This is a genomic window from Paenibacillus sp. HW567 (assembly GCF_000374185.1).
GTDB lineage: Bacteria > Bacillota > Bacilli > Paenibacillales > Paenibacillaceae > Paenibacillus_AQ.
The window spans coordinates 6,420,557-6,442,070 of record NZ_KB910518.1; the positions used below are offsets into that span (position 1 = coordinate 6,420,557).

A 21,514-nucleotide genomic window follows, 5' to 3' on the forward strand; every position below is an offset into this window, starting at 1 on the left:
AATGAGGGAGGCGAAGAGAATGGATTTGGGTCTTACAGGCAAGTCGGTATTTGTTGCGGCGGCAAGCAAAGGATTGGGTCTTGCCACTGCGCTGGAGTTCGCGCGCGAAGGCGCGAAGGTGACCATTGCCAGCCGGAGCCTGACGCAGCTTGAGGCCGCCCGGCGGACAATCGCGGAGGCAACCGGCCAGGAGGTTGCCGTGGCGGAGATGGATGTGACCCGCCCGGAGGATATCCGGCGGGCGATAGCGGCTGCGGCCGAATACGGCGGCGGGCTGGACGTGCTGGTTACGAATGCCGGAGGGCCTCCGGGCGGCGGCTTCGAGGATATGGCCGACGCCGACTGGCAAGGCGGCTATGAGCTTACGCTGATGGGTACGGTCCGCTTGATCCGCGAGGCGCTGCCTTACCTGCGTGCAGACGGCGGCGGGCGCGTTGTGGGCGTTAGCTCGGTCTCTATCAAGCAGCCGATTGGCGGGCTGATTCTCTCGAACGTGTTCCGGGCAGGCGTTAGTGCGCTGTTCAAGACGCTTGCGACTGAGCTTGCGCCGGAAGGCATTCTTATTAATTCGCTTGCGCCCGGGCGCATCGGCACGGACCGGATTCTGCAGTTGGACGGTAAGCGGGCGGAGGCAAAGGGCATCTCCCGGGAGGAGATTGAGCAGGAAGCGCTGCTTCAGATTCCAATCGGAAGGACTGGCACTCCCGGGGAGTTCGGCAAAGCCGCCGTGTTCCTGGGCTCTTTTGCCAATACCTATATCACCGGCCAGTCGCTGCTGATTGATGGCGGGATGGTGAAGTCGCTGTAATGGTTACGGTCAGAACACTGAACGAAAATGCTGTTGTTGTGGCGAGGTATGGATGGTTTGACCAGAAATAACGGTAGAAATGCCGTTGTTGTGGCGAGATTTGGATGGTCTGACCAGAAATAACGGTAGAAACGCTGTTGTTGCAGCGAGATCGGATAGTCTGACCAGAAATAACGGTAGAAATGCCGTTGTTGGAGCGAGATCGGATAGTCTGACCAGAAATAACGGTAGAAATGCCGTTGTTTGAACGTGGAGAGTGAAGTGGGGGAATTCCACCTAAGTTCAGAAAAATCTATGAGCGATTGCCCTGATGGATTAATTCTGGAAGTTGACTCCCTGGATGACATCACGTATAATACTGTGATTGGTAAATCCATGAATTTACCAAATTCCCTTTGTCTAGCAGAAATTTTTTAATAGACCAAGAGATCGCTTCAGATTACCATACAGATTGAAGAATATGTACGGAAAGGAGGCTACTACAATGAAAGAAGGCATACACCCTAAGTTCAATCAGGTGATTTTTCTGGATGCCAGCGTAGGGTTTAAATTCCTGAGCTCGTCCACGAGATCGTCCAATGAAACGATGGAATGGGAAGACGGCAACACGTACCCTGTGATCCGTGTGGACTCCAGTTCCGCATCCCACCCGTTCTACACCGGTAAACAAAGAGATACCGAAACCGGCGGCCGTGTGGACAAGTTCAAACAACGGCTGGCTCAGAAGAAATAACGGTTTGAACCGTACAGAGGATTACTCCAAGGCCATACAGATGGCGGATGGGGGGTCCTCTTTTTTTTGCCCAAACGCCACTTCTGAGGACAATAGCATTTTTTTGGGAGAAAGATTCATTTGTATAGAGGAGTGAGATATAATAAGGCAAAGCTATCATGAAAAATAGGAGAAATATGACATGCCGTGGATGCAGGGTTACCCGTATTATCTACTAATGGGCAGTGTTCTAAGTCTCTACATGGGCGTCAGTTCGTTCAAGCATCGCACAACACCAGGAAGACGCTATTTATGGATTCTAATGCTGCTGGTCAGCTTCATATTCGCGGCTACGGCCGGAGAAATTTTATCGGTTTCGTTCGAGGGCAAGCTTTGGTGGAAAAATCTGCAGCAGGCTCCGCTCTTTTTGAGTACAATTTTTACTTATGCGGTGATCAGAGAGTATGTGTCCCGTTCTTCAGAAGGGCTAGCCAGGAGGCTTGCTCTCTTTTGCATTCCGGTGGCGCTTGATGTTCTGCTGATCTTTACCGATTCGTATCATCACCTGATGCGGAGTGAGATAGGGGTCGCTACAGTGGCGGGGGTCAGCGGGATTGTTGTTCAGCCGACGGTCCTCAGTATGATTCTTATTGCGTATGACCAGCTTTTTGGCGTGTACGCCGTCTATTTGCTGGCAATTTCTTTGCTCAACGCGCCCAAGTATTACTTCCGGCGGAACCTGCTGCTGCTGGCGGGGCTGCTGATTCCGGTGGTCTCCGTCTTTCTGCTTCCGCTCCTGAAAATTACGATTACAGGTTTCACAGCATTTACATATCTGCCGCCGATTGTTGCCGGATACCTATCTTTGTTCCGTGATCCGCGGCTTGCGCTCTACCCGCTGGCTAAGAATAAAATTTTTGAAAATATGAAAGACGGCATCGTGCTGACCGACCGCTATGACAACATCATTGATGTGAACGGGGCTGCAGAGTCCATGTTATATGTGCTGCTTGGGGAGGAGCCTGAGCACAAGTCCGGTACGTGGATGGGCAGGAGCATCCATCTGCTGCTGAACCGCTGCGAGGACATTGCCGGGCACTACGCCCGCAGAGTGGAAGGAAAGTTCGAGATTGATGCGCCCGGCCGGGAAGATGCTTGGTACGGCGTTTCGCTGATTACAATTGAAGGGATTAGTGCGAATGCTGCCGGCATGCTGATTGTGCTCAGTGACCTCAGCGAGAAGAAGCGGTATGAACGCGAGCTGCTGCAGCAGGCTACCGTCGATGATCTGACCGGGCTGTATAACCGCAGGCATTTCATGCGTTTGGTGCAGCAATATACTGTGCAGGATGGTGCGGGCATCGCGCTGCTCTTGTTCGACATAGATGATTTCAAATTGATTAACGATACATACGGACATCTGGCCGGTGACCAGGCGCTGGTTGACTTCTCTGAGAAAATACTTAAGGTCTACCAGAATAACGGGATCGCCGGCAGGGTCGGGGGTGAAGAGTTTGCCGTGTGCTTTTTCACGGGCAGTGAGAGCGCGGCGCTGAAGGAGGCGGAAGCCTTCCGTGCTACGATGGGCGGACATGTGGTCCGTCTCGACAACGGGCACAGCATTCAGCTTACCGTCAGCATTGGCATTGCCTTCACGGAGCGCAGCGATGTAACCTTCGAGGAGCTGTACCGCCAGGCGGACGATGCATTATATCTGTCCAAGGCCACCGGCAAGAATAGAGTGACGTTGGGCCGTGAGCCTGTCATGCGCGAAGCGCTGGAAGGGTAGGCTGGACTACTTTTAATATCAACAGCTTCAGCGGAAGCAATTACGGGAGGGTACCAAATGTATCAGACGTATATCTTTGATCTGTACGGCACGCTGATCGACATTGAGACCGATGAGGAGCGGCCCGAGGTCTGGGAGCGTTTAGCACTTCATTTCGGTTATCAGGGTTTAAGCATCACAGGGGATGAGCTGCAGAGGCGTTTTCTTCTGGAACGGGACCGTCAGCTTGCTGCCGCCGCGCAGCACTGCGAGTTCCCCGATTTTGTGATGGAGGAGGTCTTCGGGTCTATAGCCCTTGAGCTGGGAGGCAATCCCGGACAAGCCTGGCTGCATGAGACGGTAAGATGGCTGCGGACCTTGTCCATGATCCGGATTTCCCTGTATGACGGAGCTGCAGAGATTCTGAAGCGCTTGAGATCCAGCGGCAAAAAGGTATTTCTGCTCTCCAACGGACAGAAAACCTTCATCGAGGCAGAGCTGACCATGCTGGGCATTCTCCACTTGTTCGATGGCGTGGCGATCTCGTCGGAGGCCGGGATAAGCAAGCCCGATCCGTTGTTCTACCGCTATTTGACACAGACCTATGGCGCGGATTTAAGCTCGGCAATCATGATTGGCAACGACCAGCGTACCGATATTGCCGGCGCGACGGCGGTGGGGATCGACTCCTGCTTCATTCGTACCGCCTCTTCCCCGGAGAACATTCCGGTGCAGAGCACGGTGCAGATCTGGGATGGGGACTTACGCAAAATACCCGGCTGGAATCTGTAAGTTTGCTTGTCCCTCCCCCTGGAAGCATTCTGCTGATCCGATATTTGCCCCGCTTGGCTGAGCCGCCGTATAATATGTCCATGATCTTAACACACCGGAGAGAAGGACAATTGAATGACCTTACTAATTATTATAGCGGCCTCCATCGGGGTTCTGATTGCATTGGCGTACAGCGTAATGACGTTCTATCCTTCATTTGGGCGGAGAGCCTCCAAGAAGGAGAAGCAGGTCCTCAGCCGTTCGCTGAATTATAAGGATGGCAAATTCGCCTATCCGGTTACAACCGTGTTGGCGGATAACCATGCGGGAAGCAGCCTCTCGATCCTTAGAGATTTCATCAAAGGCAATCCGCGCTCAAGGCCGGAGCACCCGCTCGTGCCCCAGCCGCTGCTGCCGGGCTCCATTCAGCAGACCCGGGACACCCGGGTAACGTGGTTCGGCCATTCCGCTCTTCTGCTGGAGATAGATGGAACGACGTTGTTCCTCGATCCTATGCTGGGAAGCTCGCCTTCTCCATTTCCGTTTATCGGGGGACGGCGTTACAGCAAGCAGTTGCCGGTTGAGATATCCGCACTCCCCCGCATTGATGCTGTTGTGCTCTCCCATGATCATTATGACCACCTCGACTATGGCTCCATCAGACAATTGAAGGATAAGGTAGGTATGTTCATTGTGCCGCTTGGGGTCGGGGCTCACCTGGAGCGGTGGGGGATAAGCCGCGAGAAGATCCGGGAGCAGGACTGGTGGGAGGAGATCCGCTATGCCGGTCTGACCTTCACCAGTGCTCCCGCCCGGCATTTCTCCGGCCGCAGCCTGCTGGACCGGAATTCTACACTGTGGTGCTCTTGGATCATCCAGGGAGAGAAGACGAGGATATTTTTCAGCGGCGACAGCGGCTACGGCCCCCACTTTGCCGAGATTGGCGAGAAATACGGGCCTTTTGATCTGACGCTGATGGAATGCGGCCAGTATGATCCGCGCTGGGCCGACATTCATATGGTGCCTGAAGAGACGGTGCAGGCGCATCTCGATGTACGGGGGAAGCTGATGATTCCGATCCACTGGGGAGCGTTCACCCTGTCAATGCATGATTGGACCGATCCGGTGGAGCGCGTCTTCAAGGCAGCGAAGGCCCGGGGCGTGCGGCTGGCTACACCGCGAATCGGTGAACCGGTCTATGCCGGTTCGGCCGAGGTGCCTTCGCTCTCATGGTGGAAATGAGGGGCGCGGCAAAGCAGGGAGTTATGTTACAATGAAGGGCATACATGCCGAGGAGCTGACTAATGAATATGAGCGATCAAGTAAATGAGCAGGAGCTTGTGAAGGTTCTGTCCGCCAAGACAAAGGTGGACCCGAAGCTGATTGGGCTGGTGCTGAAGCATGAGCAGACCTTCATTAATAACGCCAAGGCCAATGCCAAAGGCGAGGTTGATATCGACAGCGATGATCTGGTGGACTATGTTGTGGCTCAGCGCGATATAAAGCTGGATGAGCTGACTGTGGAGACCATTCTCGATGCGGAAATGGATTATTTAATGGATAAAGGGTTAGCCGGATATATCGACTGACCCTTGCTGCTGCCCGGTTTGCGACCTTTGCGGAGGATTACATGCCGGGCAGGGTATTTTTATTTTTCGGGCTTGCTTTGCTTTCGGGGAATTAGTGTGCTACAATGAATTCAAACATGAAGTTAAACCTTAATTCACATATTGGAAAGGGTTATCATTTGTGCTTATGAATCCTTTTCTAATGTGTGAATTTTTATTTGTTCGTACAATACGTAGGAATAAAAGGACATGTGTTAAATAAAATTTTGGAGGTAATATCATGCAAACAGGTACAGTTAAATGGTTCAACGCAGACAAAGGTTTCGGTTTTATCGAGGTTGAAGGCGGAAGCGACGTATTCGTACACTTCTCCGCAATCACTGGCGACGGCTTCAAATCTTTGGACGAGGGCCAACGCGTTGAGTTCAACGTAACTCAAGGCGCTCGTGGACCACAAGCCGAAAATGTTGTAAAGCTGTAATTTTGAAAATCAGGCTGCCCTTGACACAAGTTGAGGGCAGCCTTTTTTTGACTTCAAACAACAGTAATCCGCCGATCCTAAGAGCGGCCCCATTGAATTAAGAAGAGTACCAGTGAATAGTCTATATAGCAGTCGGTTCCTTTGCGGAGCGGGCTTTTTTTTCGTTTGTATGGTTGACAATGGACTGGTAAAAGACGATATTCTAATTCAATGTGATCACATCTTTTGGCTCATCTGACCCAAGCGGCTATGGCCCTTAACGGAGTTCTGCCCAGGGGACTGCTTAAGAATTTCTTACAGTATCCGGCGAAGGATAGCAATACTTCTTGACAATGGCTGGGAATTTTGGAGAATAAAGATGTAACCGTTTGCATTAGGGAAGAAGGAATTTCAAATGTACGCGAGAGTCAAAGAACTGAATACGCTGCGCAATCAAATATTCATCGGGTTCCTGCTGGTCATGCTGATTATTATTGCAGTGTCCGGGGCATTGGTGTACAACAGAGTCTCCTATTTGCTGAAAAATAATGCCGAGCGTCACATCCAGCAGACTGCGGTGCAGGCGAACGGGAGACTGGATGCGCTGATCGGCCAGATTGACAGTCTCATGGAGCAGGTGGCGAATCATCCGACCGTTCAGCATCTGCTGACGGAGGAGCTGAACGGCGAGTCCGTGTCCTTCAATCAGCGGCAGTCCTTGCTGCAGATTATTTCCAGCTACCAGGCTTATATGCCGAGTGTAGGTTCGCTGGAGCTGTATACGGCGGATTACCGGCTGCTGTTCCCGATCAAAGACGGCAGTCTGAAGACTAGAATCAGCGACCCTTCTATCGCCGAAGCTAATCTGCAAAAGGGCAGGCTGGTCTGGATCGGCGTTGATCCCAGCGATGGTGAGAGCCTGCTGGCGATTCGTCAGGTCAGCCTGATGGACCGCTGGTTCTCGCGGGGCGGCTATTTGATGGCCCGCATCCAGCGGAGCTACTTCCAGCTCGATGATCCGCTGTCCGGCAGCGACGGGGGCGAGTCTGTACTGCTGGTGAATGACGAAGGCGAACTGCTGGGCAGCAGTGAAGAACCGCAGGCGGAGCTGCTGCCGCTGCTTGCCAGCAAGGAGCAGACAGTTGCCTTCCGGGGCAAGGAATATGTGCAGGTGAAGCTGCGCTCGGACAAGACAAGCTGGACGCTGCTGGTACTCACTCCGGTGAGCTATGTCACTGAAGGTCTCTCCGTTCTGAGGACGGTACTGCTGGTATCGGGCGGAATCGGAACGCTGCTGTTCCTGATTATGTCCTTCGTGCTGTCCACCATGATTACTAGGCCGATTATTCATCTGATCCGGGCGATGCGCAAGTCCAGGCTCGGGGTGCTCACCCCTAATACGGAGTCGGTATCGACAATGGAGCTGAGAGAACTGAATAATACGTATAACGGCATGATTGCGAGCATGAATGATCTGATCCGGGTGGTATATGAAAAAGAAGTGCTGCAGAGCCGCACGGAGCTTAAAGCGCTGCAGGCGCAGATTAACCCCCATTTCCTGTTCAATACCCTGGAGGCGTTCAACTGGTCGCTTGAGGAGAAAGGCGAAGAAGAGCTGGCCGGGCTGGTTGTGGTCATGTCGAGACTGTTCCGGTACATTATCGGAAACCCGAATACGGATGAGTGGGTTACGCTTGGAGAAGAAATGGAGCAGGTTAGGCGTTATCTGAAAATAATGGGGATGCGGATAGGGGACCGCTTGTCCTGGCAAATTCAGCTCGAATCGCAGGAGGCTGCCGTTCCTGTTCCCAAGCTGCTTATTCAGCCCATTGTCGAGAATGCCATTCTTCATGGGGTGGAGAGCCGGGTGGGCAGCGGAACCGTAGGCGTAAGCGTCACTCCCTCTCTCCGGAAAGGCTGGACCCGGATAACGGTTCAGGACAATGGGCCGGGGATGGATGCGGACACTCTGCGGCTGCTGTACAGTGCGCTTGCGGGCGGACCGTCCATCTCTGCCAAGGGAACGGGTGTAGGACTCGTAAATGTGCAGCGGCGGCTTAAGCTGTACTATGAAGCGGAGGGCACGAAGATGGAAGGGCTTAGCATTGAGAGCAAGCCTTCTGAGGGAACGCTAATTACATTTGAAATCCCGAATAATGGAGGACCTACGTATGAGCCTGGGCAATAGAACCATTCTGGTTGTGGATGATGAACCGAGAACGCGGCAGGGAATCCGGCAGACGCTGGAGGTATGGGCGGCTGGCCGCTATGTTATAGAGACGGCTGACAATGGAATTGAAGCGCGCGAGCGGCTGCAGCATGGACGGGTGCATCTGCTGATTACCGATGTCCGTATGCCTGAGGTCAGTGGACTGGACTTGATCCGCTCTCTGGCAGGCCAGGTCCGTCGTCCGGTGATTATTGTCATTTCCGGCTATGCCGAATTTGAATATGTGCAGCAGGCATTGAGGCTTGGCGCATTCAATTATCTGCTTAAGCCGCTGGACAAAGGGGAACTGCTGGAGGTCGTAGAGACGGCTCTGAAGCAGGAAGAGGAGCAGCAGCGCCGCGCGAAGCTGGAGAAGCTGGCTGATCACAAGCTGATGGAAATTGATCCCGGTACGGAGGGCATGGGGGAGCCGGTAAAAGAAGCCTTGGCCTTTGTAGAGCAGCATCTGCACGAGCAGTTGACTATGGCTGAGGTAGCCGGAAGGATTCACCTGAATGCCAGCTACTTCAGCGTGCTGTTCAAGGAGCAGACCGGAGTGCCGTTCAGCGAATATTTGTCCCGGCTGAGAATTCAGCGGGCCAAGGAGCTGCTGCTGCAGACCCGACTGCCCATTGGAGAGATCGGGGAGCGTGTAGGCTACCGCACGGATAAATATTTTATCAAGGTGTTCAAGTCCCTGGAAGATATGAGTCCGAGCCGGTACCGCCAGCAAATGAAGGATGAGCAGAGCGAAATCCAATAAAAGTGGAATTATAGCCAATGAGCGTGATCTTATAGTCCTCCCGCCGTGATGCTAGAATGTGTCTGAGAGCGGTTACATTCACCGCATAAATGAAAAATATGGAGGTTATAGGAATGCCAAAGAACAAGATAACCCAAAGCCTGGTACTTTCGTCCATGCTGGCGCTCGTTCTGGCGGGCTGCGGCGGGGGGAATGGAAACAACAATGCCGCCGGGAACGGCACTGCGGCCCCGGCCGGTACAGCGGCATCCACGGACGCACCGGCACAGAAAGTTACAATCAAGATGATGCATCTATGGCCGGCGGGAAGCTCAGCCCAGCAGAATAAGCTGGTAAGCCAGATCATCGACGATTACCAGAAAGAGCATCCGAACGTCACCATCAAGCAGGAAGTGCTGGAGAATGAGCAGTACAAGAACAAGCTGAAGGTGCTGTCGGCCTCCAACGAGCTGCCGGACGTCGGTATTACATGGGCAGCGGGCTTCATGGAGCCTTATGTGAAGGGCGGATTGTTCGCGCCGCTGGATGACATTCTCGGCGGGGAGCAGCTCAAGGATAAATTCGTCGCCGGTACTACGGAAGCTTACGCAGTGGACGGCAAAACCTATGCCCTGCCGATCGAGCTGAATATCTCGCCTATTTACTATAACAAGGACATTTTCGCCAAATACAAGCTGCAGGTTCCAACGACGTATGATGAGTTCAAGCAAGTTGTGAAAACGCTCTCGGATAACGGCGTGGCTCCTATCGCCCTTGGCAACAAGGACCGCTGGACCGGGTCCCTGTGGTACATGTACCTGGCTGACCGGATCGCCGGCAGTGATACGTTGAAGAAAGCGACCAATGGTTCAGGCTCCTTCGATGATCCGGGGCTGATCAAGGCTGCCGCTGAAGTGCAGAATCTGGTGGACATGAATGCCTTCAACAAGGGCTTCAACGGCTTATCCAATGATGAAGGCAAATCGGAATTCATGAATGAAAAAGCGGCCATGTACCTGATGGGAACCTGGGAGCTGCCGAACTTCACCACGAACCCGGATATCCCGCAGGCATTCAAGGACAAGGTTGGGTTCTTCAAGTTCCCTACCGTAGACGGCGGCAAAGGGAACATCAATAGCTGGGTAGGCGGTCCCGGTGTCGGCCTGTTCGTAGCCGAATCCTCTAAGGTAAAGGAAGAAGCCAAAGCATTTGTTGAATACTTCGTATCCAAATGGGGACAGGACTCCGTAACTACAGCGGGCGTTATTCCGGCTACCAAAGTGGATACTTCCAATTCCAAGCTGCCGCAGCTATACGTGGATCTGCTGAACGAGCTGAACAATGCCAGCAGCATCACCTTGTTTGCAGATGTCCAGATGAAGCCGAATGCCGCTCAGGTCCATCTGGATATGATTCAGGCGCTGTTCGGCAAAGCGGTGACGCCGGAGCAGTTCGCGGCCAAGCATAAAGAAGCGATAGAGAAAGGAAACTGAAGCTTCGGGTGATTGCGGAAACGGAAGTCTCCAGTGGGACTGGGGCTTCCCGTTCCCGCACTAAGGAAAGGAGGATGTACCGCATGGATAAAGTGATGTCCAACAAGCTGGTGATTGCACTGTACGTGCTGCCTTCCCTGCTGCTGATCATGGGCATTATATATATTCCGATTGTGCTGACCGGCTATTACGGGCTGAACCAATGGGACGGCATCAGCAAAATGGTCTTTATCGGGCTGGATAATTACAAGGTGCTGCTGACGGATTTCGCGTTCTGGCAAAGCGCCCTGCACTCCTTGCTCCTGGCCGTATTCTCGGGAGTCAGTCTGATTGGCTACCTGGGAATTGCGCTGGTGCTGTCGGGCAAGATCAAAGGCGCCAATCTGCTGCGTAAAATCTATTTGATCCCGATGCTGCTGTCCTCGGTAGCCATTGCCCAGCTCTGGATGAAAATTTACCATCCTACGAACGGGGTGCTGAACGACCTGCTGATGTCGCTGGGCGTCGCTAACCCGCCCTCTTGGCTGGCTGAACCGTCCATCGTGCTGATTGCATTGTTTATACCGATCATTTGGCAGTATGCCGGCTTTTATATCCTTATTTATTATGCCGCTCTGAAGAACATTCCCGAGTCGCTGACGGAAGCGGCGCGGATTGACGGAGCCAGCCCGTGGCAGATCGCCACCCGGATCAAGCTTCCGCTGATCAGCGAGGTCATTAAGGTTACGGTGGTGCTGTCGGTGGTGGGGTCGCTGAAATATTTTGACCTCATCTATGTGATGACTGACGGCGGTCCTAACGGAGCCAGTGAGGTGATGGCCTCTTATATGTATCATAAAGCGTTCCGCAGCTTTGACTTCGGATACGGCAGCGCCATCGGGTTCTTCCTGCTGCTGATCTGTCTGGTAGCGACCTACCTCATCCGCAAGGCTACCGCCTCCAAAGAGACGATTCAATATTCTTGATCTAGCCCACGGGAAAGGAGGAGTATTTATGAGAACTGAAGCTGCTTACAGCTATCCGCCCTTGCGGCAGCGGAGCGGAAGCCATCTACTGCGCAGATCGGGCTACGGCCTGCTCTATGTTGCGCTTATTGCAGTGGCTGTGATTCAGGTGCTGCCGCTGATCTGGCTGTTTATTTTCTCGCTGAAAAACAATCAGGAAGTCTTCAATATGGCTCCCTTTGCGCTTCCGGCCCATCCCCACTGGAGCAATTACGCGAATGTATGGTCAAATGGCAATATTGGTCAATATTTCATCAACAGTGTGTGGATTACGGCGGTGTCGCTGGCGCTTACCGTACTCTTCGCCAGCTTCGTTACCTTTGCGGTAACCCGCATGAGATGGAAGGGCAGCTCGTTTGTGCTTGGCCTGTTCATGGTGGGGCTCATGATCCCGGTCCATTCTACGCTGATCCCTCTGTTCAGTACGTTCAACAAGCTTCATTTGACGGACAACCCGGTCTCGATCATCCTGTCGTATGTAGCCTTTAACCTTCCGACAACCATCATGATCCTGCTGGGCTTCTATTACTCACTGCCGAAGGAAGTGGAGGAAGCGGCGATTATCGACGGCTGCTCCGTGAATAAGATGTTCTTCCGGATTGTGCTGCCCATGACCTCCTCAGTGCTGGCTACTACGGCGATTATTAACATGATCTATAACTGGAATGAGTTTATTTTCGTCAACACGTTCATTAGCTCGGATCATTTCAAGACGCTTACAGTAGGGGTACAGAATTTCATCGGCCAATACACCACAGATTGGGGTGCCATCGGCGCGACGCTGATGATCAGCATTCTGCCGATTCTGCTGGTGTTCCTGATTATGAGCGAGCGGATTGTGGAGGGGATTGCGGCAGGCTCTGTTAAAGGGTAATGTGTGGGGCGAGTGAGCTGCACCCGAAGAAGAGATTCACCCCTTGCTGCGGCAGGAAAAGCAGAAAAATTCATCATCCGCAGTCACAACTGGGTCAAAAGCATATTTGGCTGCCAGGTCAGCCAGCTCTTCATCGGCGGGGATCGGTGGGCGTTCACGGATGTGACCGATGCGCTGGTGATGCTCCTTCAAGCCTTGCCGTGTTCTGGAGTGGGCAATCATAAACGTGCCGCCCGGCAGCAGGCTGCGCTTCGCGTTGGCGAACAGCATGTCCAGATCGGAGAAGTGGGGGATGCTGTTATAGATCAGCACGTAGTCGAAGCCGGGATGGTAAGCGAGCGGGCTCTCGAAATCGGCGCAGATCGTCTCCGCCTCAGGGAAGCTTCTGCGCAGCTCCTCCAGCATGGCAAGGGAAATGTCCATCGCCAAGTAACGGCTGGGAGCAATATGAAGCTTTTTCAGCGCATGGAGCATAACACCGCTGCCGGACGCAACATCCATGAGGCTCTGTCCGCTTTGCATACCGAGGGCTTTGACGGCCTTTTCTGCCTGCCCAATCGCTTCATCACTGTTGCTCCAGACGGGGGCGAGGGTATTGAACCGCTCAATCTCTATTTCTTTCCGCTCATTCATTGTCACCGCAAACTTCCTCCTTATTTGCTGCAAATTGGATTGTGCTATGTATAAAAAAAGCGGTTCACCGGATCTTCAAGGATCTCGTTGAACCGCTTATTCATTATACGTCAGCTCGCTGGGGCAGCGGAAGGACCGGCAGACTCTGCCGCATCGTGCTTGATCAGGCCATGCTTCTCCCAGGCTCTGCTCTTCCAGCGGAAATACATGATAACCGCCCGGAGCCATTCGTCAAAGGCGGTAGCCAGCCAGACCCCGGCCAGACCCATATTGAGTTGGAATACCAGCACATACCCGAGCGGAAGGCTGAGGCAGACCATTGAGATAAGCCCCATATAGACGGGGAATTTGGCATCGCCGGAGGCGCGCAGCGAGTTGATAATAACCAGGTTGCAGGTGCGGCCCGTCTCCAGAAAGATACTGAGCAGAATCACCTGTGCGCCCAAGGCGACGATCTCCAGATTATCCGTGAACAGCCCCATCAGCGGCACGCGGAAGAAAATGACGGCGGCATCTATAATAACCGTGACGAGCAGCGCCCACTTCACACTGTCGAACACCCGCTTGTAGGCCTCCTCCGGCCGTTTTGCTCCGACGAGATGCCCCACGATAATCGAGGTGCCCATGGACACCGCAACGCTGAACAGATAAATATAGTTGGAGATATTCAGTGCGTACTGGCGGGTAGCCATGGCCTCAGCACCCAAATACGTAATATATAAGGTGAATACCAACTGGCAGGATTGATAAATGACCGATTCAAAAGCGGACGGGATACCGATTCTGAGAATCTGCATCACATACTTTTTGGAAAGATGAATGTAATAGGTCCATTTGACCCGCACTTCCATAATGCTGTAGAGCAGCAGAAAGAAGAGCACGAGGCAGATCAGCCGGCTGGATATCGTGGAAATCGCTGCACCCTCTACGCCCAGCGCCGGCAAGCCGAAATGTCCAAAGATCAGCAGATAGTTGCCGACTACGTGAATCACATTCATCAGCAGGGACACCAGCATCGTCTGCTTGGTGAAGCCGTACGTGCGGATGGTCGTTGCCAGCGCATTCAGCAGCGCCTGCAGAAAAATCCCGCCCCCGACAATATGGATGTACACCTTGGCGTGAACCAGAATATCCCCTGTAACGTTCAGCATGCGCAGCAGCGGCTCTCCGAAGATCAGCAGCACCGTACTAAGGATGATACCTACAGCCAGATTAAGAGTAACGGCGTTGCCGGTGACCTTAGCGGCCTCCTTGGGATTCCTCGCGCCGAGATATTGCGAGACAACAATCGCCGCGCCGTTGCCGATTACGCTGAGTATCAATATAGCCATTGTAATGATCTGATTTGCTGCACCAACCCCGGACACCGCATCATCGGATACGGAGCTGATCATAAATGTATCCACACTGCCCATAAGCATGAACAAAAACAGCTCCAGAAAAATCGGCCAGGTCAGCTTAATCAAATTAAAATCCTGATGTTTCGTCTGCTCCATTACACACCTTCTTCAAGTTATTCCTTGTTGCCGAATCGCTGTAAACAAGGTGTATGTTAGCACAGCTTTTATGAAATTGCAGTAATTTTACGAAAATAATGAAAAAAATCAGAACAAGCTGCAACGGTTGGATTCGATCAGCCATTTAATCAATTGTTTGCGGCAAATTCATGCTCCAGGTATAGCACCTTCGCCTTTTCGTCATAGGCGATTAATTCCGCATATCTTCCCCAGTCGATCAAAATATCCAGTTGATGAGCAGCCTCCTCTGTACCAAAGTGCTTTTCAAAAATCTCCACAAAAAATTCCCGTTCCATTTTGTTATTCGACTTCGAATGCAAGATCCATATGATTTTTTCCATGATAGGAACGTGCTGCAGCACCTGGGATTTGAATATTTCCTTCCGGAAAAGAACGCTGGCATCGGCAAATTGATGCCCCGTCTCTGTCAGCTCGATGTCTCCTTGCAGAATCGTTGCAAATTGCAGCATTTGCGCAGCCTCAACGATGGGCAGGAAGTCTTCCAGGTCCAGACTCAATTGATCGGCCAGCTTATACAGGTCTACTTTTTTTCCAAGATCGTCGATCAGTTCAATGAAGCCGGTAAGGGCACCTGCTGGAACCTCCTGAACCCTTTCAATCTTCTTTTTCTGTCCCTCTGATAAGTCGGCGGCCTTTACTTCTCTTTTTGTCAGTATGGAGTAGATGCGATCGACAAGTGATGTGAATTGAGGTTCTTGTTTATCCCGCCAGTGCGGCATGGTAATGGGGATGTCGGAAATAACCCGGGCAGGGTCCCTGGACAAGACGATGGCCCGATCTGACATGTAGACGGCCTCCTCAATACTGTGTGTGACCATAATGATGCATTTGGTAGGGATCTTTTTCTCCGTCCACAGCTCCAGCAAGTCACGCTTTAAGTTTTCCGCTGTCAATACGTCAAGCGCTGAGAAAGGTTCATCCATCAGGAGAATATCCGGCTCCATGACTAAAGCACGGCCGATGCCCACGCGCTGCCGCATCCCCCCGGATAACTCCTTAGGGTAGGCCCCTTCAAACCCGTCAAGTCCGATCATGTCGATGACGGAGAGGGCTTTACGCATTTTTTCCGCTTCACGCAAAGGTTTGTTCTCAAGTCCTAATTTCACATTCTCCAAGACCGTAAGCCAAGGAAATAAAGCAAAGGATTGGAACACCATTCCTACGCCCGGATTCGTACCGGCAATCGGTTCTCCATTATATATGACTGAACCTTGTGAGGGAGAGACGAGTCCGGCAATGATCCGGAGAAGAGTAGATTTCCCTGATCCGGACGGTCCCAATATAGAAACCAGCTCGCCTTCCTTAATGTTAATGTTGATGTCCTCCAAAATGCTCACATTTGCTTGATTCGGCAGATCATAACGTTTGCTGATCTGCTTCAGCTCAATCAGTGTTTTTTTCATAACCGGCACCTCTAATCCAAATGATATTTTTTTTCGGCCAATAGATACAGCTTGCGCCACACCAGGCGATTTACCATTACAACCAGTAGGCACATGACGATAATTCCCCAGATGATTTCCGGCCAATTTCCATGATTGGTTGCTTGAGCGATGAAGGCCCCTAACCCGGATGCCTGAAGATCATGACTTTTCCAGGATACGATTTCGGAGACAATGCTGGCATTCCAGGCGCCTCCGCTCGCTGTTATACAGCCGGTCACGAGAAATGGAAAGACGGCGGGAAGAATTAGATTCTTCCAGGTTTGCGGGCGTGTCAGTTTTAGAATCACAATGGCTTCCTTGAGATCGGAGGGTATCGCCATTGCACCGGCAATGACATTAAATAATACATACCATTGAGTACCGAGCATCATGAGAGGGATCGCACCAATTTCCATGGATATCCCCAGCTTCAAGTACACAATCGTGAATATTGGAAATGCCATATTAGCCGGAAAAGAAGATAACACCTGCACAATCGGTTGAGCAATTCGTGACAGACGCGGGTTGGTTCCAATGAACACACCGACGGGCAGAGTCCAGATAACGGCCAGAAGTGTCGAAACGAAAACCCGTAACGCGGTCAGCAGCCCAAGGGCAACCACATGAGTCATCTCACTCCAGCTTAACCGGGCAATTTCAAGAATGCCCTCGTACAAATATTTCAGCCCAAACGCAGCAGCGAGAACTACGATTGCCCATTTGATGATTCTTTTGATAACTGGTGAAGGCTGCGGGAACTTCACTTGTGAGCTTTTTGCAGTGAGCTGCACGAATCCATCATGAATCAATCTTTGGATTTTTCGATGAAGAGAATGAACAAAGCCAGCCCGTTTCAAAATATCAAATACCCAAGAGGTCGGAAGCTCGCTTGTTTCTGTCTGCTCATTTTTGAATTTCTGACTCCATGCAATAATGGGACGCCAGAATAATTGATCGACAATAACAATAAGTACAACCATCGTCAGGATCGCGTAGATAATGGCCTTGATGTTGCCTGCATCTGCTGCCAAGGCCATGTAAGATCCGATTCCCGGTAAATGGATATCTTGGTTCAGCACACTGATGGACTCACTGGCCGCAAGAAAAAACCAGCCTCCGCCAAAAGACATCATGCTATTCCAAACCAGGCCGATCATCGAGAAAGGCATTTCCAGTTTAGTGAAACGATGCCACGTACCCAACCGGTTCATTTTTGCAGCCTCATTCAAATCGCGCGGTATCGTCTTCAGGGAATGGTAGAAGCTAAGTGTCATATTCCAGACCTGGCCGGTAAAAATAGCGAAGATCGAAGCGCATTCCACGCCCAGCAGGCTTCCTGGAAACAGCGCCATAAAAGCAAGTACAGTGGCCGAAAGAAATCCAAGCACGGGAACGGATTGCAGAATGTCAATAGCCGGAATCATGAATTTTTCTGCTGTACGGTTATACGCCGCGATGCGGCCATACACGAAGGTGAAGATCAGGGACGCTGCAAAAGCGATAAACATTCGCAGGAGCGAGCGGCCTGCATAGTAAGGAAGCCACTTGGGATCAAGGCTCAATGTTGACTGTTGATGTGGAGTAAAAGGTACCTGCATACCCGATCCTAACTTTGCAGCCGCATATAGAATGGATAACAACAGGAAAATGACGAGAATATCCGCCCAACCGAATTTTCTTTTCTGGTCGACATTATTAAAAAAATTCCATTGCATCGTGCACAACCCCAATCTTAGCTAAATAAAAAAACTCTCCTCTGCATCAAGCAGGGAGAGTGGAACCTTCCTTCATTCATTGGGAAATTAAGGGCCATCCAGATTCAGTTATCTATCAAGGGGGCCCTGAAGACAGACTGAATATAGACAGACCTCTTCCGCGATGGAGGAATGGTATGCATCCTGCTTGAGAAAAACAATAGTATCCTAAGACTGCATATTCGACTGCTACTGTCCATTTCCAGTTTCCCCCCTTACCCCATAAATATGAAAGACCCCAAGGATTGGTCCCGGGGGTCATAAGTTCATACATAAATAAACCGTTCCCCCTAGTTCAGTTTTGGCACTATACAACGTAAAGGGTTATCCCTTAGCCACCTTAAGAAGAGCCTTAATCCGGCAATTCCTGTTCTACCCATTGGCATCTTTCGATATTTCCGGGCAGTGGCCTATGTTTGTATAGGAGCCTCACCTAACGAGGACTTATTTAATTCCTTCTGGATAATACTCCTGGAGATTTCGCTTGTCAATGATTTAATATTTTTTAGCCGGATGCCCTTGAGTAAGGCAGCTTATGCACAATAGTATCCTCACGGTGACTACACCACAATAAAGTGCCTACTTCCCTTAATAAACTTATGGACGCTACACTATGTACAGCACTACTTAAATATATTAAAAAGGAGTCTGGTATAGATGAAGCTGCAATTAGCGCTGGATCTTGTAAATATTGACGGAGCAAAGGAAATTGTCTCGGAGGTCGCCGAATTTATTGATATCGTGGAGATTGGCACTCCGATTGTCATTAATGAAGGGCTGCATGCAGTGAAAGCGATCAAGGAAGCTTTTCCTTCTCTGGCTGTATTGGCCGATCTGAAAATTATGGATGCCGGCGGTTATGAGGTCATGAAGGCCGCGGAAGCCGGCGCGGACATTGTAACGGTACTCGGCGTGTCTGATGATTCGACAATCAGAGGCGCTGTCGAGGAAGCGAAAAAAAGCGGCCGGGAGATTCTGGTGGATCTGATCAATGTGAAGGATATTTCGGCCAGAGCGGCTGAAGTGGATGCGCTTGGCGTGGATTATATCTGTGTGCATTCCGGTTACGACCACCAGGCTGAAGGGAAAAACTCCTTTGCCGATTTGCAGGCGATCAAGAGCGTTGTGAAGCAGGCGAAGACGGCGATTGCGGGCGGCATCAAGCTGGGCACGCTGCCTGAAGTTATTGCAGCCGGTCCTGATCTGGTGATCGTGGGCGGCGGCATTACCGGTGAAAGCGACCAGAAGGCAGCGGCGGCGGAAATGAAACGCCTTGTCAGCCAGGCGTAGAAATTCATGGATACTGTGGGATATGCCCAGGAAATTGTCAATGAGCTGCAGCGCTCGGTCTCGCAGCTTGACGCGGCGGAGGCAGAGCGGATGGCGGAGCTGCTTCAGCGCGGGGGCAAGGTATTCGTTGCCGGAGCAGGCCGCTCGGGCCTGATGGGCCGGGCATTCGCCATGCGGCTGATGCATGCCGGGAAGGAGGCCTACGTCGTCGGCGAGACGGTGACGCCCGGCATCACTGCAGGCGATGTGCTGGTGCTTGGCACCGGCTCCGGCGAGACGGCAAGCCTCTTGTCCATGGCTGGAAAAGCCAAGGCAGTGGGAGCCGCCGTTGTGGCCGTGACGATTTCCCCGGAGTCGTCTATAGGACGGCTGGCTGATCTGATCGTCCGGCTGCCGGGCGCAACCAAAGAACAGGCGGACGGCGGCCAGATCACCATCCAGCCGATGGCCTCGCTGTTCGAGCAGACCCTGCTGCTGTTCTATGATGCCGTAATCCTGCGGATTATGGAAAAGACCGGACAGACGTCCACGCGGATGTTCGGCAAGCATGCCAATCTGGAATAACATAAGACAGCGCCTGTCCGGGAGAAGGGACAGGCGCTGTCTGTATGTGCGGCTTGGCGAAGCTTGGGTGTAGCTCTGTCCGCGCCATGTGCGTTCCCTGAGCATTCTGTAGTATGATTAGGAATGAAAGGGGGCCGCTTCAACTTGGCGACGGAGATTAAGGACCGCATTAACCTGAAGGAAATCAACTGTGAGAAGGAACTTACGCTTGCTGTCATTGGCGGGAAGTGGAAGCTGATTATTCTGTGGCATCTGGGTCTGGAAGGGACCAAACGCTTCAGTGAGCTTAAGAAGCTGATTCCCCACATCACACAGAAAATGCTGACGAATCAGCTTCGTGAGCTGGAGGAGGATCAGCTTGTATTCAGACAAGTATATGCGGAGGTTCCGCCGAGAGTAGAATACTCATTGACGGACTATGGGCAAAGTCTGCTTCCTGTGCTGCGCATGATGTATGACTGGGGCAAAAACTACGGTGAGAATGTCATCTGGAAGGACATCCCTCCAGGTGAAAGATAGCAAGCGATTAGCATTGCTCATATTGAGAGTATCCGCAGGCAAAGTACGTTACAAAATTGTGCCTGCTTTCTTTTTGTATCCAACTGGGTTACACTATGTACGAAACTTACTAAAAGATATTAAATATTTCAGTTTGTTCTATATAGGAGGAATTCAAGACGATGTCAACAACAGATTACAGTCCACTATTGGACTCGTTCCGGTTCGCAAGCGGTATCTCCTTGAAAAACCGAGTGGTTATGGCTCCCATGACCAACTTCTCCTCAAATGAGGAAGGTGAGGTAACCGGGCCGGAGTTGGAATACTATATCCGCCGTTCCAAAGGTGTCGGTATGGTGATTACTGCCTGTGTATACGTAACTCGCGGAGGCAAGGGGTTCCCGGGCGAATTCGGTGCTGACCGCGACGAGCTGATTCCGAGCCTGCGGCAGCTAGCCGATGCCATCAAGGGCGAAGGCGCGAAGGCGGTTCTGCAAATATTCCATGGCGGACGCCAGTCGCCGCCGGCGCTGCTGCTTGACGGACAGACCGTCAGTGCAAGCGATGTTCCGGCCGAGCTGCCGGGCGGCGGGCACGGACCCGTTCCGCGTGCGCTGACCGGTGAAGAAATCGAAGGCATTATCGCTGATTTCGCTGCGGCCACACGCCGGGCGATTGAAGCCGGATTTGACGGCGTGGAGATTCATGGTGCGAACGGCTATCTGCTGCAGCAGTTTTTCTCCCCGCATTCCAACACACGCGATGACCGCTGGGGCGGAGATTTGCAGAAGCGCCTGGCGTTCCCGCTGGCCGTTCTGCGTGCAGTGAAAGACGCGGTGAAATCGCATGCGGCATCACCGTTTCTTGTGGGCTACCGCTTTTCTCCCGAAGAACCGGAGACACCCGGGATTACGATGGCCGAAACCTTTGCGCTTGTAGATGCGCTCAAAGAGGAAGGGCTTGATTATCTCCATGTCTCTCTTCAGGAGTTATGGTCACTGCCCCGGCGCGGAACTGATGACAGCCGTCCACGGATTGAGCAAATCGTTGACCGCGCGGGCAGCGGACTGCCAGTGATCGGTGTAGGTTCCTTATATACTGCTGACGACGCGCTCAAAGGTCTGGATAGCGGAATCAGCCTGGTGGCTCTGGGCCGCCCGTTGCTGATCGAACCGGATTTCGTGCAGAAGATCGCTGAAGGCCGGGCCGGCGAAATTGAGACCGAACTCGACCTTTCTGCCCAAAGTGCGCTGGTTATCCCTGATCCGCTATGGGGCGCTTTGATTCACACTGGAGGCTGGATACCTACCAAGGGATAAGCGCCTGCTCTGATGAACGAATATATCATGACAAATAACCTCAGATTGCCGATAAATTAGGGCAATTTGAGGTTATTTCTCTTTA

Annotated in this window: 20 protein-coding genes and 1 riboswitch; of the genes, 16 read left to right on the top strand and 4 right to left on the bottom strand. The window is 52.1% G+C overall.

Annotated features, from left to right (window positions below):
* The first annotated feature begins 19 nt into the window (after positions 1-19).
* From B212_RS0128715 to B212_RS0128770, 12 genes are all read left to right on the top strand, one after another.
* Entirely contained in the window at positions 20-808 is a 789-nt protein-coding gene (locus tag B212_RS0128715) for an SDR family oxidoreductase (RefSeq protein WP_019914784.1), read from the top strand.
* A gap of 484 nt (positions 809-1,292) precedes the next feature.
* Positions 1,293-1,541, top strand: coding sequence for a type B 50S ribosomal protein L31 (locus tag B212_RS0128720; protein ID WP_019914785.1), 249 nt, complete (start codon positions 1,293-1,295; stop codon positions 1,539-1,541).
* 181 nt (positions 1,542-1,722) lie between these two features.
* Positions 1,723-3,309: a histidine kinase N-terminal 7TM domain-containing diguanylate cyclase gene (locus B212_RS0128725; protein ID WP_084673372.1), complete on the top strand. Its 1,587-nt coding sequence runs from the start codon at positions 1,723-1,725 to the stop codon at positions 3,307-3,309.
* A gap of 57 nt (positions 3,310-3,366) precedes the next feature.
* Complete coding sequence (locus tag B212_RS0128730; protein WP_019914787.1) at positions 3,367-4,080, top strand: HAD family hydrolase; 714 nt, start codon at positions 3,367-3,369, stop codon at positions 4,078-4,080.
* Positions 4,081-4,194: 114 nt separating this feature from the next.
* Positions 4,195-5,301, top strand: coding sequence for an MBL fold metallo-hydrolase (locus B212_RS0128735; RefSeq protein ID WP_019914788.1), 1,107 nt, complete (start codon positions 4,195-4,197; stop codon positions 5,299-5,301).
* A gap of 68 nt (positions 5,302-5,369) precedes the next feature.
* Positions 5,370-5,648, top strand: a complete 279-nt coding sequence (locus B212_RS0128740) for a hypothetical protein (RefSeq protein WP_028531090.1) — start codon at positions 5,370-5,372, stop codon at positions 5,646-5,648.
* A gap of 259 nt (positions 5,649-5,907) precedes the next feature.
* On the top strand, positions 5,908-6,108 hold the full coding sequence (locus tag B212_RS0128745) for a cold-shock protein (protein WP_019914790.1): 201 nt from the start codon (positions 5,908-5,910) through the stop codon (positions 6,106-6,108).
* 394 nt (positions 6,109-6,502) lie between these two features.
* Positions 6,503-8,275 (top strand): cache domain-containing sensor histidine kinase, encoded by a 1,773-nt coding sequence (locus B212_RS0128750; protein ID WP_019914791.1) that lies wholly within the window; start codon positions 6,503-6,505, stop codon positions 8,273-8,275.
* Positions 8,259-9,059 carry a response regulator transcription factor gene (locus tag B212_RS0128755; protein ID WP_019914792.1) on the top strand — a complete coding sequence of 267 codons (801 nt, stop codon included), beginning with the start codon at positions 8,259-8,261 and terminating at the stop codon, positions 9,057-9,059. The genes B212_RS0128750 and B212_RS0128755 overlap by 17 nt, the downstream gene beginning before the upstream one ends.
* A 113-nt stretch (positions 9,060-9,172) precedes the next feature.
* Positions 9,173-10,531 (top strand): extracellular solute-binding protein, encoded by a 1,359-nt coding sequence (locus tag B212_RS0128760; RefSeq protein ID WP_019914793.1) that lies wholly within the window; start codon positions 9,173-9,175, stop codon positions 10,529-10,531.
* An 83-nt stretch (positions 10,532-10,614) separates the two neighbouring features.
* On the top strand, positions 10,615-11,496 hold the full coding sequence (locus B212_RS0128765; RefSeq protein WP_019914794.1) for a carbohydrate ABC transporter permease: 882 nt from the start codon (positions 10,615-10,617) through the stop codon (positions 11,494-11,496).
* 28 nt (positions 11,497-11,524) lie between these two features.
* Positions 11,525-12,409 carry a carbohydrate ABC transporter permease gene (locus B212_RS0128770; RefSeq protein WP_019914795.1) on the top strand — a complete coding sequence of 295 codons (885 nt, stop codon included), beginning with the start codon at positions 11,525-11,527 and terminating at the stop codon, positions 12,407-12,409.
* A 36-nt stretch (positions 12,410-12,445) separates the two neighbouring features.
* On the opposite strand, the gene B212_RS32690 is transcribed toward B212_RS0128770, so the two are convergent.
* The 4 genes from B212_RS32690 to B212_RS0128790 all read right to left on the bottom strand — a co-directional run bounded on the left by B212_RS32690 (position 12,446) and on the right by B212_RS0128790 (position 17,719).
* Positions 12,446-13,042 (bottom strand): class I SAM-dependent methyltransferase, encoded by a 597-nt coding sequence (locus B212_RS32690; RefSeq protein ID WP_232231596.1) that lies wholly within the window; start codon positions 13,040-13,042, stop codon positions 12,446-12,448.
* A gap of 110 nt (positions 13,043-13,152) precedes the next feature.
* Entirely contained in the window at positions 13,153-14,538 is a 1,386-nt protein-coding gene (locus tag B212_RS0128780; protein WP_019914798.1) for an MATE family efflux transporter, read from the bottom strand.
* Between the two features lie 149 nt (positions 14,539-14,687).
* Entirely contained in the window at positions 14,688-15,983 is a 1,296-nt protein-coding gene (locus B212_RS0128785) for an ABC transporter ATP-binding protein (RefSeq protein WP_019914799.1), read from the bottom strand.
* An 11-nt stretch (positions 15,984-15,994) separates the two neighbouring features.
* Complete coding sequence (locus B212_RS0128790; protein WP_019914800.1) at positions 15,995-17,719, bottom strand: ABC transporter permease; 1,725 nt, start codon at positions 17,717-17,719, stop codon at positions 15,995-15,997.
* A 318-nt stretch (positions 17,720-18,037) separates the two neighbouring features.
* Positions 18,038-18,206: riboswitch (M-box (ykoK) riboswitch) on the bottom strand.
* Positions 18,207-18,415: 209 nt separating this feature from the next.
* Between B212_RS0128790 and hxlA the strand changes: the two genes are divergently transcribed.
* The 4 genes from hxlA to B212_RS0128810 all read left to right on the top strand — a co-directional run bounded on the left by hxlA (position 18,416) and on the right by B212_RS0128810 (position 21,429).
* Entirely contained in the window at positions 18,416-19,048 is a 633-nt protein-coding gene (hxlA, locus tag B212_RS0128795; RefSeq protein ID WP_019914801.1) for a 3-hexulose-6-phosphate synthase, read from the top strand.
* 6 nt (positions 19,049-19,054) lie between these two features.
* The gene (gene hxlB, locus B212_RS0128800) at positions 19,055-19,612 is read left to right on the top strand and encodes a 6-phospho-3-hexuloisomerase (RefSeq protein ID WP_019914802.1); all 558 of its coding nucleotides are present in this window, start codon (positions 19,055-19,057) and stop codon (positions 19,610-19,612) included.
* 144 nt (positions 19,613-19,756) lie between these two features.
* A complete protein-coding gene (locus B212_RS0128805) occupies positions 19,757-20,131 on the top strand; it encodes a winged helix-turn-helix transcriptional regulator (RefSeq protein WP_019914803.1) in 375 nt (124 codons plus the stop codon).
* A gap of 161 nt (positions 20,132-20,292) precedes the next feature.
* On the top strand, positions 20,293-21,429 hold the full coding sequence (locus B212_RS0128810) for an NADH-dependent flavin oxidoreductase (RefSeq protein WP_019914804.1): 1,137 nt from the start codon (positions 20,293-20,295) through the stop codon (positions 21,427-21,429).
* The last annotated feature ends 85 nt before the right edge of the window (positions 21,430-21,514 follow it).

Excerpts from the sequence above, each read along its gene's own strand:
- B212_RS0128715 (WP_019914784.1), top strand. The coding sequence starts at position 20 with ATGGATTTGGGTCTTACAGGCAAGTCGGTATTTGTTGCGGCGGCAAGC.
- B212_RS0128720 (WP_019914785.1), top strand. The coding sequence starts at position 1,293 with ATGAAAGAAGGCATACACCCTAAGTTCAATCAGGTGATTTTTCTGGAT.
- B212_RS0128725 (WP_084673372.1), top strand. The coding sequence starts at position 1,723 with ATGCCGTGGATGCAGGGTTACCCGTATTATCTACTAATGGGCAGTGTT.
- B212_RS0128730 (WP_019914787.1), top strand. The coding sequence starts at position 3,367 with ATGTATCAGACGTATATCTTTGATCTGTACGGCACGCTGATCGACATT.
- B212_RS0128735 (WP_019914788.1), top strand. The coding sequence starts at position 4,195 with ATGACCTTACTAATTATTATAGCGGCCTCCATCGGGGTTCTGATTGCA.
- B212_RS0128740 (WP_028531090.1), top strand. The coding sequence starts at position 5,370 with ATGAGCGATCAAGTAAATGAGCAGGAGCTTGTGAAGGTTCTGTCCGCC.
- B212_RS0128745 (WP_019914790.1), top strand. The coding sequence starts at position 5,908 with ATGCAAACAGGTACAGTTAAATGGTTCAACGCAGACAAAGGTTTCGGT.
- B212_RS0128750 (WP_019914791.1), top strand. The coding sequence starts at position 6,503 with ATGTACGCGAGAGTCAAAGAACTGAATACGCTGCGCAATCAAATATTC.
- B212_RS0128755 (WP_019914792.1), top strand. The coding sequence starts at position 8,259 with ATGAGCCTGGGCAATAGAACCATTCTGGTTGTGGATGATGAACCGAGA.
- B212_RS0128760 (WP_019914793.1), top strand. The coding sequence starts at position 9,173 with ATGCCAAAGAACAAGATAACCCAAAGCCTGGTACTTTCGTCCATGCTG.
- B212_RS0128765 (WP_019914794.1), top strand. The coding sequence starts at position 10,615 with ATGGATAAAGTGATGTCCAACAAGCTGGTGATTGCACTGTACGTGCTG.
- B212_RS0128770 (WP_019914795.1), top strand. The coding sequence starts at position 11,525 with ATGAGAACTGAAGCTGCTTACAGCTATCCGCCCTTGCGGCAGCGGAGC.
- B212_RS32690 (WP_232231596.1), bottom strand. The coding sequence starts at position 13,042 with ATGAATGAGCGGAAAGAAATAGAGATTGAGCGGTTCAATACCCTCGCC.
- B212_RS0128780 (WP_019914798.1), bottom strand. The coding sequence starts at position 14,538 with ATGGAGCAGACGAAACATCAGGATTTTAATTTGATTAAGCTGACCTGG.
- B212_RS0128785 (WP_019914799.1), bottom strand. The coding sequence starts at position 15,983 with ATGAAAAAAACACTGATTGAGCTGAAGCAGATCAGCAAACGTTATGAT.
- B212_RS0128790 (WP_019914800.1), bottom strand. The coding sequence starts at position 17,719 with ATGCAATGGAATTTTTTTAATAATGTCGACCAGAAAAGAAAATTCGGT.
- hxlA (WP_019914801.1), top strand. The coding sequence starts at position 18,416 with ATGAAGCTGCAATTAGCGCTGGATCTTGTAAATATTGACGGAGCAAAG.
- hxlB (WP_019914802.1), top strand. The coding sequence starts at position 19,055 with ATGGATACTGTGGGATATGCCCAGGAAATTGTCAATGAGCTGCAGCGC.
- B212_RS0128810 (WP_019914804.1), top strand. The coding sequence starts at position 20,293 with ATGTCAACAACAGATTACAGTCCACTATTGGACTCGTTCCGGTTCGCA.